The sequence below is a fragment of the Rhizobium oryziradicis genome (genome assembly GCF_001939045.1).
Lineage (GTDB): Bacteria > Pseudomonadota > Alphaproteobacteria > Rhizobiales > Rhizobiaceae > Allorhizobium > Allorhizobium oryziradicis.
In genome coordinates, this window is record NZ_MKIM01000019.1 from 38,805 (window position 1) to 54,352 (window position 15,548).

15 protein-coding genes are annotated in these 15,548 nt (G+C 56.2%); 12 read left to right on the forward strand and 3 right to left on the reverse strand.

Annotated elements, in window-relative coordinates; translation table 11 throughout:
* The first annotated feature begins 5 nt into the window (after positions 1–5).
* From BJF95_RS01370 to BJF95_RS01385, 4 genes are all read left to right on the forward strand, one after another.
* The gene (locus BJF95_RS01370; protein WP_075637657.1) at positions 6–983 is read left to right on the forward strand and encodes an ABC transporter permease; all 978 of its coding nucleotides are present in this window, start codon (positions 6–8) and stop codon (positions 981–983) included.
* Positions 980–1,855 carry a MurR/RpiR family transcriptional regulator gene (locus tag BJF95_RS01375; protein WP_075637658.1) on the forward strand — a complete coding sequence of 292 codons (876 nt, stop codon included), beginning with the start codon at positions 980–982 and terminating at the stop codon, positions 1,853–1,855. Before BJF95_RS01370 ends, BJF95_RS01375 begins: the two co-directional genes overlap by 4 nt.
* Entirely contained in the window at positions 1,852–2,766 is a 915-nt protein-coding gene (locus BJF95_RS01380) for a ribokinase (RefSeq protein WP_075637659.1), read from the forward strand. The genes BJF95_RS01375 and BJF95_RS01380 overlap by 4 nt, the downstream gene beginning before the upstream one ends.
* 262 nt (positions 2,767–3,028) lie before the next feature.
* The gene (locus tag BJF95_RS01385) at positions 3,029–3,244 is read left to right on the forward strand and encodes a hypothetical protein (protein WP_245297206.1); all 216 of its coding nucleotides are present in this window, start codon (positions 3,029–3,031) and stop codon (positions 3,242–3,244) included.
* A gap of 116 nt (positions 3,245–3,360) precedes the next feature.
* Here the strand turns inward: BJF95_RS01385 and BJF95_RS01390 are convergent, their stop codons facing one another.
* The 3 genes from BJF95_RS01390 to BJF95_RS01400 all read right to left on the reverse strand — a co-directional run bounded on the left by BJF95_RS01390 (position 3,361) and on the right by BJF95_RS01400 (position 6,077).
* Positions 3,361–3,918: a DedA family protein gene (locus BJF95_RS01390; protein ID WP_075637660.1), complete on the reverse strand. Its 558-nt coding sequence runs from the start codon at positions 3,916–3,918 to the stop codon at positions 3,361–3,363.
* Between the two features lie 173 nt (positions 3,919–4,091).
* Complete coding sequence (locus BJF95_RS01395) at positions 4,092–5,762, reverse strand: FAD-dependent oxidoreductase (protein ID WP_075637661.1); 1,671 nt, start codon at positions 5,760–5,762, stop codon at positions 4,092–4,094.
* Positions 5,763–5,819: 57 nt separating this feature from the next.
* Positions 5,820–6,077, reverse strand: coding sequence for a UBP-type zinc finger domain-containing protein (locus BJF95_RS01400; RefSeq protein WP_175577181.1), 258 nt, complete (start codon positions 6,075–6,077; stop codon positions 5,820–5,822).
* A 429-nt stretch (positions 6,078–6,506) separates the two neighbouring features.
* Here BJF95_RS01400 and BJF95_RS01405 point away from each other — a divergent pair, with 429 nt between their 5' ends.
* The 8 genes from BJF95_RS01405 (at position 6,507) to kdpC (ending at position 15,548) form a co-directional block, all read left to right on the forward strand.
* Complete coding sequence (locus BJF95_RS01405) at positions 6,507–7,025, forward strand: Dps family protein (protein WP_075637662.1); 519 nt, start codon at positions 6,507–6,509, stop codon at positions 7,023–7,025.
* A gap of 14 nt (positions 7,026–7,039) precedes the next feature.
* On the forward strand, positions 7,040–8,011 hold the full coding sequence (locus BJF95_RS01410) for an alpha/beta fold hydrolase (protein ID WP_075637663.1): 972 nt from the start codon (positions 7,040–7,042) through the stop codon (positions 8,009–8,011).
* A gap of 98 nt (positions 8,012–8,109) precedes the next feature.
* The gene (locus tag BJF95_RS01415) at positions 8,110–9,804 is read left to right on the forward strand and encodes an MFS transporter (RefSeq protein WP_175577178.1); all 1,695 of its coding nucleotides are present in this window, start codon (positions 8,110–8,112) and stop codon (positions 9,802–9,804) included.
* On the forward strand, positions 9,801–10,913 hold the full coding sequence (locus BJF95_RS01420) for an HlyD family secretion protein (RefSeq protein WP_075637664.1): 1,113 nt from the start codon (positions 9,801–9,803) through the stop codon (positions 10,911–10,913). Before BJF95_RS01415 ends, BJF95_RS01420 begins: the two co-directional genes overlap by 4 nt.
* A 196-nt stretch (positions 10,914–11,109) precedes the next feature.
* On the forward strand, positions 11,110–11,196 hold the full coding sequence (kdpF, locus tag BJF95_RS24610; RefSeq protein ID WP_075637665.1) for a K(+)-transporting ATPase subunit F: 87 nt from the start codon (positions 11,110–11,112) through the stop codon (positions 11,194–11,196).
* Positions 11,197–11,216: 20 nt separating this feature from the next.
* On the forward strand, positions 11,217–12,926 hold the full coding sequence (gene kdpA, locus BJF95_RS01430) for a potassium-transporting ATPase subunit KdpA (RefSeq protein ID WP_075637666.1): 1,710 nt from the start codon (positions 11,217–11,219) through the stop codon (positions 12,924–12,926).
* Between the two features lie 11 nt (positions 12,927–12,937).
* Positions 12,938–14,974: a potassium-transporting ATPase subunit KdpB gene (gene kdpB, locus BJF95_RS01435; protein ID WP_075637667.1), complete on the forward strand. Its 2,037-nt coding sequence runs from the start codon at positions 12,938–12,940 to the stop codon at positions 14,972–14,974.
* Between the two features lie 4 nt (positions 14,975–14,978).
* On the forward strand, positions 14,979–15,548 hold the full coding sequence (gene kdpC / locus BJF95_RS01440; protein ID WP_075637668.1) for a potassium-transporting ATPase subunit KdpC: 570 nt from the start codon (positions 14,979–14,981) through the stop codon (positions 15,546–15,548).

Consider the following 15,548-nt stretch of genomic DNA (forward strand, 5'->3'; position numbering starts at 1 on the left):
TTGTCATGACCGCCACTTCAACTGCCGGTGCCAATGCATCTCCCGCCTTTCGCCGCTTCTCTTTCTCTTTGCGTGACGCGGGAACCCTGATCGGTCTCATTGTCATCATGGCGGTGTTTGCAGCCCTGGTTCCCGGCTTCCTTTCAGAGCGCAATCTCACCAATATCCTTCAGCAATCCAGTATCAATGCCTGCCTAGCATTGGGTATGACATTGGTGATCATTTCAGGTGGCATCGATCTTTCCGTTGGGCCAACCGCGGCTATTGCCGCCGTGATAACGGCAACGCTGATGCTGGGCGGCACACCTGTTCCGCTGGCCATTCTTGCAGGCCTTGGCGTGGGTGCCGCCTGTGGTTTCATCAATGGTTTGCTGGTCGCCTATGTCGGTTTGCAGCCTTTTATCGTCACACTTGGCACCCTCTCCACCTACAGGGCGATTGCGCTGATTTTCACCGGAGGCAACCCGGTCTTGGGTATTCCCGCCGGATTCAGGTCATTGTTCAACGGCACCCTGTTTGGCCTGCCAATCCCGGTATTGATCGTTGCAGCTGCTTCGGTTGCGGCCTGGGTGCTGTTGAAAAAAACACCGATTGGCGAATACCTCATGGCGGTTGGTGGCAACGAAGAGGCTGCCTATGTGGCCGGGGTGCCGATTGCGCGCACCAAAATCATCGCCTATGTCATTTCCGGTGTGCTGGCAGCCCTTGCCTCGTTGATCCTGATTGGACGTCTCGGCGCTGCTGAACCCATTCTTGGCAATCTGTGGGAGCTTGACGCGATTGCGGCGGCCGCCATTGGTGGCGCATCGCTGATGGGCGGCAAGGGGAGCATTGTCGGCACCATTCTCGGTGCCATTATTCTCGGCGCAATGCGCAATGGTTTGACGCTGATGAATGTTCAGGCCTTCTATCAACTGCTCGCCACTGGCCTTATAATCCTCGTCGCAATGATGATTGATCGCGCGACAAGGGGACGGGAATGAACACGGATAGCTTTGATATGAAGGCGGTAGGGCCGCGCATCCGAATGATGATGCCAACGCTGACGCCGCTCGAAGCAAAAGTCGTGGATACAGTGTTTGGCATGCGGGATTTCAGCGAGGAAACCTCGCTGAAACAGATTGCGGAAAATGCGGGCGTCTCAGAGGCCATGGTGGTGAAGATCACCAAAAAACTTGGTTTTTCGGGCTTTCGGGATTTCCGCTCGTCAGTCAGTCAATACAACCGCCAGCCAACGACCGAAATGCATCAGGAACTGTCTGTCGATGACACGTCCCTCGAAATTGTTCAAAAGGTTTTTCGCACCTCCATCCATGCCCTTGAAGAAACGCTTGCCATCTTAGACATGGCGGCGTTTGATACGGCTGCTGACATGATCCACAAGGCGCAACACCGGGACTTCTACGGCGTCGGCGGCTCCGCACAAATTGCGCGCGACGTCTCTCACAAGTTTTTGCGGATTGGCGTGCGGGCTAACGTTTTTGATGACGCGCACATGATGCTGATGTCTGCGTCCCTTCTCGCGGGGGGCGATATCGCCATTGGTTTCTCGCATTCCGGCAATACCATTGCCGTCATCGACGCGCTCCAGCTTGCCCGCAGAAACGGTGCGAGCACGATTGCCGTGACCAACTATGGCTCATCAGCGCTTGCCCAATCCGCCGACGTGGTGTTGTGCTCCACAGCCCAAGGCTCGCCTTTGATGGGCGAAAATGCTGCGGCCCGCATTGCCCAGCTCAATATTCTCGACGCTATTTTCGTCGCCGTCGCCCAGCGCGATTATCAGGCAGCCGAGCGCAATCTCGACCGCACCATGTCTGCCGTCACCTCAAAACGCAAAGATCGACTTCCATGACATCCTCTCCTATCGTCACCGTTTTTGGCAGCCTTCACTATGATATAGCGGTCTTCGGCCCAGACCGCCCACGCAAGGGCGAAACGGTAACGGGCACCTCCTGGCACCCAAAATTTGGCGGTAAGGGCGGCAATCAGGCAGTTTCGGCAGCAATGTCCGGGATATCCACATTCATGATCGGGGCCGTTGCCGAGGATGAATTCGGACGCTTTCTTCTGGAAACCCTCAGGCGCAGAGGCGTTGATGACCGCTTCGTTCGGCGGGATTCTTCTGGAAGCGGCACAATGTCAACCGGAATGAGCGTGGCAATTTTTGATGAGCAAGGCGATTATGGAGCCGTCATTGTCTCTGGCACCAATCTGACCCTGGGTGACCACGACGTGGCTGCAGCCGCAGATCTTTTGGCCCGCACCACGGTGCTGGTGTTGCAAAACGAAATACCAGATTCGGCCAATGCTGCAGCAGCAAAAATGGTCAAACAAGCAGGCGGTCGCGTTCTGATCAATGCAGCACCTGCGCGCCCTCTCTCAGCCGATCTTGCACCGTTGATTGACATCATCGTTGTCAACGCCATTGAAGCGGAAATGCTGGCGGGCGTGCCCGTTGTCGAGACCCTCGACGGTGCTTTGGAGGCAGCAAGGAAGCTGGTGGACAGGTTTCCTGAAGTCATCGTCACCGCAGGCGGGGCAGGCGTTGCTTATGCAAACAAGAACGGAGACGATATTGTGCTGCCGGCAGTGAAGGTGAAGGTGGAAAGCACCCATGGTGCTGGCGACATGTTCATCGGCGTGCTGGCTGCAGAAATTGCCTGCGCCAAACCCATCTCCGAGGCCCTTTCCAGAGCCAATGCCGAGGCCGCAAAACTGGTCGCAACACCAGAAAACATGCGGTTCAATGACATGGTTGCTTAAAGCAACAGGCTTTTAATCTGTGGTTATGTATTAAGAATGTTGCCTGTGGGCACCAGATACCCAGGCTGAAAGTCACGATTACAAATTGGCCGGACTCTACAGCGCCGTGCGCCGTATATGGCGAACGGCGCTGTAACCTTTAAATCTGCTGCATAATTTTCACCAACCCGATGAGAAAAGACGGCGGATCGTGGGTCAGCGGCCCGCCTGTTGACGATTGAACTGCCGCTGGCCGTTCCCGGTCATTGCCGCGGGTTTGCGTGTGGCGGTGGTGTCCAATGTCAGCATCGTCTCAGTTGCCACCCTGATCGGCACACCGCAGCTTGGCGCGCTCTTCACGCAAGGTCTGCAATTGCATTTTCTAACCCCCATCATCGCAGGCATTGCACTTTGCGTGGTTCTGGCGATAGCGCTGAACGGATTGGCGCTCGGCGGGCCACCAAAAGCCTCTTTCCGGCGCAAAATATCGTGCCGGTGACTGGCTGGCGCAACACAAGCTCAACTAACGTCTGTGCCGTGGCGCGCGCGGGAGACACGGCACCAGAGCATTGGGCCAAAAACCGATTTCCACGTTTCGGTCCGATGCAGTCTCTTCTATTTTTCCGCATATTTTTGATAGAGGAGGGCGGCGCACATCAATGCAAAAATTGCCACGAACGCGATAGCGAGATGCGCTTCCAGCGCAAATCTGCCCAGCAGATTTTCAATGCCATGGCCAAAGACAAATCCGATCCCGGCAATGACCGGTCCCCAAATTGCCGCAGCCATAGCGTTCAACGCCATGAATTTAACGATGGGAATGTGTGACATGCCAATGACAATCGGGCTGATGGTCCGCATGCCATAGATCCAGCGAAACGCGATGACAAACCCGGTTGGATAACGCTCCAGAAGGTTTGTGACACGGCTCAAGATCGGATGCGCGATCATCTTGCGCACCCAGCCATTGCCGCTGGCATAGCGACCGGCAAAAAACAACAATTGGTCCATCAAAAACGAGCCTGCGGAGGCAGCCAGAGCCACCTGCCAGTAGATCAGCAAGCCTCGGTGGGCGAGAACGCCTCCGAGAAAAACGACAGCTTCACCTTCTATCCCGGCACCGCCAAAGATCGCGAGCAAGCCATAATGTTCGACAAAATGTTCAATCGACAAAAGTGTGAACCCCTGACATCTGCTGGAGACACACGATAGCCGCATATCTTTGCACGAAAGCTTTCTTCACGGCATGATGAAACGGACTTCAGCGTCCGCTGTTTTCATTCATCAGCACTGAAGCAAGTCGCAGAAATGAGCAAGGGTTGATTTTGCGGCTCTCGCGAAAAGAATTAAAGCGCAACGCCGGCTTTCATCAGGCTCAACACGGTGTGAATTTGCGCGACGACAGCCGCACCTTCACCCACCGCAGCAGCAACGCGCTTTGTGGATCCGGCCCGAACATCGCCAATTGCAAACACATTCGGCAAGCTGGTTTCCAGCGGCAGCGGTTGGCGCGCAACAGCGTTGTTCGATGGAAAGGGCTGGCCGGTTAAGATGAAGCCTTTGTCGTCGGTGCGGATCTGATCACGCACCCAATCGGTGTTCGGGTCAGCGCCGATGAAGAGGAACATATGGCGAAGGGGAAGGTGCTGTTCGCTCCCGGTCAGCCGATTGCGGATTGTTGTCGAGGTCAGACCCGTGGCGGCTTCACCTGTGATGGCATTGATTTCACAATGCATATGCAATTCAACATTAGGCAGCGCCTTGATCCGATCAATCAGGTATTGCGACATAGTTTCTTCGAGCGCGCGCCGCACCACCAAATGCAGTTTTCGAACCTGAGGGGCCAAAAACGCAATGGCCTGGCCGGCGGAATTGCCACCCCCAACCAGCACCACATCTTCACCAGCGCAAAGCTTTGCCTCGATGGGGGAGGCCCAATAGGAAATCCCATTGCCTTCAAAATTTTGAATATTGGCAACATCCGGTCGCCGATAACGGGCACCGGCTGCAATCACTATGCTGCGGGCCGTAACCTCCTGGCCGCCTGCACATTCAAGCGTCCACATCGTGGCATGTGCTGCCAGCCTTTTCACTTCGATGGGCAAAACCACTTCCGCGCCAAATTTAAGCGCCTGATTATAGGCGCGCCCCGCCAGTGCTTGCCCGGAAATGCCGGTTGGAAAGCCCAGATAATTTTCAATTCGCGACGATGCACCGGCCTGCCCGCCGACGGAACGTTCGTCGATAATAATGACCTCCAGCCCTTCGGATGCGGCATAAACCGCAGCAGCAAGACCCGCAGGCCCGGCACCAACAATGGCAACATCATAAATCTTGTCGGGCTTAAGCTCGGGCGTCATGCCAAGGCACGCTGCCGCGTCAGCATCGGTTGGCTTTTTAAGCACGGTGCCATTGGGGCAGACCATCAGGGGCAGGTCTTCACTCACAATTCCCAATCGTTCAATCAAGGCACGGCCTTCGCCCTCGGCAGACGAATCCAGCACTGTGTAGGGAAAGGCATTGCGGGTTAGAAACCCTTGCAGGCGCGCGAGAGCGGCATCGCCCGCAGGTCCGATCAACACGGAGCCAGCACCTTCATCCAGCAAATGAACCCGGCGAAGAATGAATGCGCGCATGATGATTTCACCAACATCGGCCGAACCAATCACCAATGCGCGCAAATGCGCGGCATCGAATGAAATGGCCGTGCAACCCTTGCGGCCTGCGCGCCCGCCCGCCAGCGTTGGGCGGCCGGAAAGCTGGTTGATTTCGCCGGTGAGCTGACCGACGCCATGGGTGGTGATCGGCGCTTCGCCCGATAGGCCCTCGTGGCGAAAAACATCAATTTCCCCCTCCAGCACCAGCCAGGCCGGTGCCTGGTGATCGCCCAGCCGGTAAACAAAGTCACCGGGCAGAAAATGCTGAGGCGCACCATTGGCAAAGCGCTTGGCTATTTCGAGCTGCTGGGCGTTAAGCACCGGAAACATCTGATTCTGGCGGGCGCTGAGATCTGGCATCTGTCACTCCTGATCGAACATAGGCTTGAGGCATGATTGCCGCATTTCAACACTTGCTCAGTCGTATCGAGGGATTGGGCCGCGCTGGGGTGTCTGGTTGGGCAGATCCACAAAGGTCTCGTCGACATAGCACCAGCCCCAACCTTCTGGCGGATCGTAACCTTCCATGATCGGATGCCCCGTGGTGTGAAAATGAGCCGTTGCATGGCGGCCCGGCGATTGATCACAGCAGCCCACATGGCCACACGTGCGGCAGAGCCTCAGATGAAGCCATTCCTGTCCGGTTTGCAGGCATTCCTCACATCCAAGTGACATTGGCCGAACCGAACGGATTGTTGATCTGTGCGAGCAGCCTTGGGCGGGAAAATCATAGGACATGGCGGGTGTAACCTTCATGAATTCGGGTGGATTGACACGAAAGGCCGCTTTGACGGATGGCACAGGCCGGAATGTCAAAGGGTCATTTTCACAGGTGATGGAGCTTGGACACACAGTGTAACTGCGCCCGCGCACTTATCTCCACAGCAATGAATGCCCACGATTGATAAGCCCCATCGGGGGTTGTTGAAACTATACATAGGTGTGGGATCAACTACACAAGTATTGGATACAGCAGCCTGCCTCCATCGCATACAAGTTTGTCATCGAACAAGCGATGCTGGAGCAGCAAGCACAGTCTTCGACGTTCTCTGATCCGCTCAATGTCGACACCATCAAAATCCGACCATGCCAAAGGAGATTATAATGGACCGTGAACTTGCTGAAAAGCATCGTAAGGCACCCCTTGCAACGCCCACAAACCTCGCAGCAAATGCAACGGCTGATATTGCCGCAGCATTGACGACGCTGTTGGCCGATGTGTTCGTGCTCTATCTCAAGACCAAGAATTTTCACTGGCACATGAGCGGTCCACATTTTCGCGATTACCACCTGATGCTCGACGAGCAGGGCGCGCAAATTTTCGCCATGACAGATGACATTGCCGAGCGCGCCCGCAAAATCGGTGGCACAACCCTTCGCTCCATTGGTCACATTGCGGGTCTGCAGCGGCTTCTCGACAATGACGCACCCTTTGTAACGCCTGCCGATATGCTGGCAGAGCTTCGCGATGACAACCTGACGCTGGTTTCGCTGATGAAGGAAACCCACGAGCTTTGCGAGGAACATGGCGACATCGCAACGGCCAGCCTGCTCGAAAACTGGGTTGATGAAGCAGAACGTCGCGCCTGGTTCTTGTTTGAGAGCACGCGCGGCGCGCAGTGAACCCGGAGAGAGTGATGACCCCTGAATTCCCCCTTTCGCGGCGACATGTCCTGCTCACAGGTGCCGCAATTCCCCTGACGCTGGCAGTTCCTGCTTTGGCTTCAACCAAGAAAAAACCCCATACAACAAAAGGAGAATTTGAGATGACCCATAGTTTTGTCACCACAAAAGACGGCGTAGAGATCTTCTATAAGGATTGGGGTCCAAAGGACGCGCAGCCTATCGTCTTTCACCATGGCTGGCCTCTGTCGTCCGACGATTGGGATACGCAGATGCTGTATTTCGTCAGCAAGGGCTATCGCGTTGTCGCCCATGACCGTCGTGGCCACGGCCGTTCAAGCCAGGTGAGCGATGGCCATGATATTGATCATTACGCCGCCGACGCCTCTGCTGTGGCAGAACATCTCAATCTGCGCAATTCGGTGCATATCGGTCACTCGACCGGCGGCGGCGAAGTGGCACGCTATGTTGCAAAATTTGGTCAGCCACAGGGCCGGGTTGCCAAGGCCGTTCTGGTGGCCGCCATTCCGCCGATCATGGTCAAAACCGCCAACAATCCCGGTGGCACACCGATTGAGGTGTTCGATGGCTTTCGCGCAGCGCTGGCCGCCAATCGGAGCCAGTTTTTCCTCGATGTTGCCTCCGGTCCATTCTATGGCTTCAACCGTCCCGATGCCAAAGTGTCTCAAGGTGTCATCGAGAATTGGTGGCGTCAGGGCATGATGGGAGCCGCCAAGGCCCATTATGACGGCATCAAAGCCTTCTCGGAAACAGACCAGACCGAAGATTTGAAGGCCATCACCGTGCCAACTCTGGTGCTTCAGGGCGATGACGATCAGGTTGTGCCTTACAAGGATGCGGCAGAACTTCAGGCCAAGCTGCTCAAAAACAGCACGCTGAAAATCTACAAGGGCTTCCCGCACGGCATGTTGACCACCCATGCCGATGTGATCAATCCCGATCTTCTGGCCTTTATCAAGGGCTGATTTTCTCCCTTGTAAAAGCTCGGATGTGGCGGACCCGCCTGTTCGCCACATCTGTCTACGCTCTTTTGAAACCATGCCTCAAGCGAATGGGCTTCGACATGCGCATCGTTTTGCAAAAGCTTATGTCCTTCATCCGTCATCGATCGCGTTCGGGTATTGCCTTTTATGACGACCAGAATTGGGAATTTTCGGAGGCGGAAAGCGGCGTTATTCCGGGCGCGCCACCGTCGCCAGACCATCCGCTGGCGCGCCGTATTGTCTATGGCTTTACCGGCGTTCTGGTGGCGATCACCGGCGGTTTGGGCAATGCGCTTGTGGTGGCCAATCTGCCTTATCTTCAGGGCGCTCTCGGTCTCAACCTCTCCGAAATTGCCTGGTTGCCAACGGTCTATCTGATCACCAGTTCCATCACCGGCTTTATCTTGATCAAATACCGTCAGCAATTTGGGATACGCTCGTTTTGCATTGTCTTTCTGATGCTGTATGCGGCAACCGTCTTTGCCCATCTGTTTGTTGACAGCATGGCCAGCGCCATCGCCGTGCGGGCGGCAAGTGGCATTTCCGGTGCAGCTCTCACCGTGCTCGGGGTGTTTTACATCAATCAGTCTTTGCCGATCCAATATCGGCAGACAGCCGTGGCGCTGGGCATCGGCCTGCCGCAATTGGCCCTGCCGCTTGCGCGTCTCTTTCCCATATCAGGGCTGGCGCTGAGCAATTGGCACGGCATCTATCTGTTTGAATTGGGCCTGTCGTTGCTGTCGCTCGCCGCCGTCCTCTATGTGCGGCTGCCCCCCAATAAGCGCGTGAAAGTGTTTGAGACGCTGGATGCGCTCACCTTTGGCTTTTATGCCTGCGCAATTGCCTGTTTTGGCGCAGCCGTCGGCATGGGAAGCTATTTCTGGTGGACGGACACGCCTTGGATCGGTTGGCTTTTGGCCATTTCCGCCCCCTGCATGGCAATGGCCCTCGGCATTGAATATTGCCGCGCCAGACCTTTAATTGATGTGCGCTGGCTGGGCAAATTTGTGTTGCTGCGTTTTGCCATCGTCACCATCATCGCCCGCATCGTCTTTTCCGAGCAAACCACAGGTGCCATCGGATTATTGCGCGGCTTCGGCCTGACCAACGACGATATCCGCCCGCTTTCTCTGTGTATCTTGCTGGCGGCCATTCTGGGCGTTGTCGTCGGTGCCATTGCAGCCGGGCCAACACGGCTCACGCCTCTGGTGATGATGGCCGTGGGCTTGGTGGCGGTTGCATCCTTCATGGACACATCGATCAGCGATATGACGCGCGCGCCGCAGTTGATCGTGACGCAAAGCCTGATTGCCTTTGCCACAACCGTCTTTATCGGGCCGTCATTTTTGTTTGGCTTGAGCAAGGTATTGGCGGAGGGCGGATCAAAAATGACCAGTTTCATTGCACTTTTTGGCATTACCCAATCGCTTGGCTCGCTGATTGGCGTCGCATTTGTGCAAACCAGCGTGCTGTATCGCCAGCAGTTTCATCTACAGAGCTTTGACGCACAGCTGGCCAAGGACAATCCGCTGGTCACGAATGAAATCACACGCTTGAGCCATGGGCTTGCCAGCACTGTTCAAGACCCCACATTGCGTTTTGCCGAAAGTGTTGCAGCACTTGGCCAGCGCGCGCTGCTTGAGGCGCAGGTGGCCGCCTATGCCGATGTTTTTTACATCATTTTCATTCTGGCCTCGCTGGTTGCACTCTTTCTTCTGGGTGTGATCTTGCATGAGCGGCTGCTCAAAACCCCATCCGATAAGGCTGCACAATGACCAACACAGAACAGGATATTTCAATGGTCACATCCTTTGATCTTCCCAAGCCCTGGCGACCGCCCGTCCACAGTCTCGTAACGCTCGTGCTGATCACGGGGCTTGCGATGGCGGGGACATTGTCGGTTTTGGCCGCCTGGCATCTGCCGCCGTTTGAAACCGCGATTGAGAGCACGGAAAATGCCTCTGTTCGTGGCAAGACCACAATCATCAGTCCCCAAGTGAGTGGTTATATCCATCACATAACCGTGCAGGATTATGAACGCGTCACAGCCGGGCAGGTGCTTTTGAAGATTGATTCAAGCGCCTACAAACAGCAGCTTGCACAAGCGCAGGCAAATCTTGATATATCCGTGGCCAATCTGGCCAATAACACCCAACTCGTGGCCCAAAGGCAGGCAGATGTGGCAACAGCGGGTGCGAAAATCCTGAGCGGGAAGGCCGAGCTGGTAAAAGCAACGGCTGATCTTGTCCGCGCCAATGATCTGGTCACCAGAGGGTCATTTTCGGTGAGTGCATTGGATGCTGCCAAGGCCACGGAAGAGGCTGCAAAAGCCGCTGTGACCGAGGCGATTGCCGGCAATGAAAGCGCCGAGCAGGCACTGCGTTCTGCGCAAGTCAATGCACGGGTGCTTCAGGCCGAGGTGGAAAGTGCCAAAGCCCAGCTTGAACTCGCCAAAATCAATCTGGATTACACCACGGTGGCGGCACCCGAAAGCGGCAGGCTGAGCGACATCGGCGCACGATTGGGCCAGTACGTGACAAATGGCACACAGCTGATGTTTCTCGTGCCTGATGAACAATGGGTGATTGCCAATTACAAGGAAGCGCAGACGGATCGCATTCAGCCCGGCCAAAGGGCATGGTTTACGGTGGATGCGCTGGGTGGCGCAAAATTCACCGGCAAGGTCGAGCAGCTTTCTCCTGCAACAGGCTCCGAATTTTCCGTGCTTCGCACCGACAATGCCATTGGCAATTTCACCAAAATACCGCAGCGCATCTCCGTCAAAATTTCCATTGATCCGGGCCAGCCGCTTCAACAACGTTTGCTGCCCGGCATGTCTGTGGAGGCCAACGTCGACACCGCATCGACCTTGCCACAGCCGTGATAGGCAGGATCTTTATATTTTCCTTATGCCCGAACCTGCTCTTCGCAATCGAAACCTGAGCTGACTTCAGCCTAGATTGCCCCTGTAAACAACAGGAGTGCGGCAATGTCCGACATCATCTTTATTGCGCTGGGCGTGGGCATCTTCGGTGTGCTCGCGCTTTATGCGCATTCTCTCCAGCGTTTGTGAGGGTGCCATGCTTGAGCCCCTTATTGGTCTTTTTATTGCAGCAGCGCTCGCAGTCTATCTGGTCGCAACCCTGCTCAGACCCGAGAAATTCTAAACTCCTCAAGGACGTTTCCCATGACTTTGATCGGATGGATGCAAATCTGCATCGTCTTTCTGCTCGTCCTTGCCGCAATCAAACCGCTTGGGCTTTACATGAGCGCGGTTTTTTCCGGCAAACGAACATTTCTCACCCCCGTTCTCGCCCCGCTGGAGCACGGATTTTATAAACTGTCTGCGATCAAGGCAGACAAGGAACAGGGCTGGCTTGCCTATACGCTGGCCATGCTGACGTTTTCGCTGGCTGGCTTTGTTGTTCTTTACGCCATCATGCGTCTGCAAGCCTATCTGCCCATCAACCCGCAAGGCTTTGCCAATGTGCCTGCCGATCTGTCATTTAATACCGCAGTCAGCTTTGTGACCAATACCAATTGGCAAGCCTACAGCGGTGAAGCGGTGATGAGCAACTTCACCCAGATGGCCGGTTTGACAGTGCAGAACTTCCTGTCTGCTGCCACGGGCATTGCGCTGGCCATTGCCGTGACGCGTGCCTTTATGCGCTCGCAAAGCGCAACCCTTGGCAATTTCTGGGTCGATGTCACCCGCGCTACGCTATATGTGCTGTTGCCGCTGGCCATTATTCTGGCGCTGGTGTTTGTGGCGCTTGGCCTGCCGCAGACACTGGATGGCTCCGTGGCTGCCACCACGCTGGAAGGCGCAAAGCAGATTATTGCCGTTGGCCCTGTTGCCAGTCAGGAAGCCATCAAGCAGCTTGGCACCAATGGCGGTGGCTTTTTCAACGCCAATGCAGCCCATCCGTTTGAAAATCCCAATGTGATTTCCGGCTATCTCAACATCTTTGCAATGATGTCTATCTCCTCAGCTCTGGTGTTCACTTTTGGCGAAATGACCGGCAACCGCCGTCAGGGTTGGACCCTGATCTGCTCGATTGCCGCCTTGCTGTTTGCGGGCGTGGCCATCATCTACTGGGCAGAATCCCATGGCAATCCCATATTGACCTCGCTGGGCGTTGATGCCTTGCAAGGCAATATGGAAGGCAAGGAAGTGCGTTTTGGCCAAGCCATGACAGCGCTCTATGCCGCCGTAACCACGGGTGAATCCAATGGTGGCGTCAATGGTATGATCGGCTCGTTCACCGGCCTTGGTGGCCTGGTGCCGATGTTCCTCATCCAGCTTGGCGAAATTCTGCCCGGCGGGGTTGGCTCCGGTCTTTATGGCCTGATTGTCTTTGCCATCCTGGCGGTGTTTGTGGCGGGCCTAATGGTGGGGCGCACCCCGGAATTTCTGGGCAAAAAGATTGAATCGCGCGAAATGAAATTCGCCATGCTGGCAGTGTTGATCCTGCCCGTTGTTATCCTTGGTTTTTCGGCCGTGTCTGCCATGTTGTCCTTTGCTGTCGCCAGCATCGGCACGCCGGGTCCGCATGGTTTGTCGGAAATTCTCTATGCCTTCACCTCTGCTGCCGGCAACAATGGCTCGGCTATGGGCGGTCTGAATGCCAATACCGCTTGGTATAACACCACGCTGGGTATTTCCATGATGCTGGGTCGCTTTGGCTATATCGTCCCCGTGATGGCTATCGCCGGATCGCTGGCCGCCAAGCAGAAAATTCCGGCGTCTGCGGGCACATTCCCCACCGCCACACCGCTTTTTGCCGGTCTTCTCGTCGGGGTCATTCTGATCCTTGGTGGCCTGCAATTTTTCCCAGCACTCGCCCTTGGTCCGATTGTTGAGCATCTTGCCATGCTCGCTGGCCAAACATTTTGAGGGAGATTTTTATGTCTCGCACGTCCTCCAGCATGAGCATTCTTGATCCGTCCATTCTCGGACCAGCCGCCAAAGATGCTTTCATCAAGCTGGACCCCCGTAAGCTGGTGCGCAATCCGGTTATTTTTGTCACCGAGGTTGTGGCAGCGTTTGTCACCGCCCTTTGCCTGCGCGACCTGATAACCCATACAGGCGATCCGCTGTTTTCCGGACAAATTGCCGCTTGGCTGTGGTTTACCGTGTTGTTTGCCACCTTTGCCGAAGCCGTGGCCGAAGGCCGGGGCCGCGCCCAGGCCGAAACCCTGAAAAAGACCAAATCCGAGCTGGTGGCCCGCCGTCTCTCCGCCAATGGTCAGGAAGAAATGGTGCCCGCCACCACGTTGAAAGTGGGCGATGTCGTGCGCGTCGATGTGGGAGAGCTGATCCCCGGCGATGGCGAGGTGATCGAGGGCATTGCCTCGGTCAATGAAAGCGCCATTACCGGCGAATCCGCCCCTGTTATTCGTGAATCCGGCGGTGACCGTTCTGCTGTTACTGGCGGCACACAGGTGTTGTCGGACTGGATCAAGGTGCGCATCACCGTGCAGGCAGGCTCCAGCTTTGTGGACCGGATGATTGCCCTGATCGAAGGGGCCGAACGGCAGAAAACGCCAAACGAAATTGCCCTGTCCATTCTGCTGTCCGGCCTGACGCTGATCTTCCTGGTTGTCGTTGTCTCGGTCTGGGGTCTGGCAGGCTATTCCGGCACGGTTGTGTCCATCACGGTTCTGGCGGCCCTGCTGGTGACGCTGATCCCCACCACCATTGGCGGCTTGCTGTCGGCCATCGGCATTGCCGGTATGGATCGTCTCGTGCGGTTCAATGTCATTGCCACATCTGGCCGTGCCGTGGAAGCCGCAGGCGATGTGGATACGCTTCTGCTCGACAAAACAGGCACCATCACCTACGGCAACCGCATGGCAGCCGACTTTATCCCGGCACCGGGCGTTGGTGCCAACGAGCTGGCCGAGGCAGCCCTGCTGGCCAGTCTGGGTGATGAAACACCGGAAGGTCGCTCCATCATTGCCTTGGCCAACAGCAGCTATGGCGTTCAAACGCCGAATGTGACGGTAGATCTTCTGGTGCCATTTGCCGCCGAAACCCGTATTTCGGGCTGTGATATTGGCGAGCGGCGCTTGCGCAAGGGTGCGGTGGACTCGGTGCTGCGCTTTGCAGGCGTCAAGGAAAACAGCGCCCCCGCTGCTTTCCGCCAAGCTGTGGAAAAGGTGGCCCGCACCGGCGGCACGCCGCTGGCAGTTGCCAATGGCAATCGTCTGCTGGGTGTGATTCATCTGAAGGACATGGTCAAGCCGGGCATCAAGGAGCGGTTTGCCGAGCTGCGCGCCATGGGCATTCGCACTGTGATGGTCACGGGCGATAATCCGGTGACCGCCGCCGCCATTGCCTCTGAAGCCGGGGTGGACGATTATCTGGCCGAGGCCAAGCCCGAAGACAAGCTGGCCTATATCCGCAAGCAGCAGGAGGGCGGCCGCCTTGTGGCCATGTGCGGAGACGGCACCAACGATGCCCCGGCGCTTGCCCAGGCCGATGTGGGTGTGGCCATGCAGACCGGCACGCAAGCCGCTCGCGAAGCCGCCAACATGGTGGATCTCGACTCCAGCCCCACCAAGCTGATTGAAATCGTTGGTATTGGCAAACAGCTCCTGATGACCCGTGGTGCGCTGACAACCTTCTCTATTGCCAATGATGTGGCCAAATATTTCGCCATTATCCCGGCCTTGTTCGTTGTCACCTATCCGCAGCTCAATGCCTTGAACGTCATGGGGCTGTCCTCGCCCAAGTCGGCCATTCTGTCGGCTGTGATTTTCAATGCACTGATCATCATTGCGCTCATTCCGCTGGCGCTGAAGGGCATTGAATATCGCCCGGCCAGTGCTGCCGTGCTGCTGCGCCGCAACCTGCTCATCTACGGGCTTGGTGGTCTGGTTCTGCCCTTTGCGGGCATCAAGATCATCGACCTTGTGGTTGGCTTCCTCAATCTGGTGTAAGATCATGATCAACCATCTTCGTCCCGCCTTTTCGCTTGTCGTCCTCATGACCCTGCTCACGGGCATCGGCTATCCCCTGACTATTACCGGGGTTGCCAAGTTTGCCATGCCCGCCCAGGCCAATGGCAGCCTGATCACCAAAGGCGATGTGGTGATTGGTTCGCAACTGATTGGCCAGAATTTCACAACCGAGCGTTATTTCTGGCCGCGGCCATCGGCCACAAGCCCCGATGCCTACAATCCCATGGCATCGGGTGGCTCCAACCTGGGGCCAACCGCTGCCAAGCTGCGTGATGCGGTTGCCGCCAACATCAAGCACCTGAAAGACAGCGGCATTAATGGCACGCTGCCCGCCGATGCTGTCATGGCCTCGGGTTCCGGGCTTGATCCTCACATCTCGCCAGAGTTTGCCAAGGCGCAGATTGCACGGGTGGCCAAAGCACGTGGCTTGCCAGAAACCAGCGTTGCTGCTTTGGTGCAGAGTGAAACAGTTCTGCCGTCCCTTGGCTTCATTGGCGAACCACAGGTCAATGTGCTGAAGCTGAACCTGGCACTGGATGCATTGAAAGGCTGA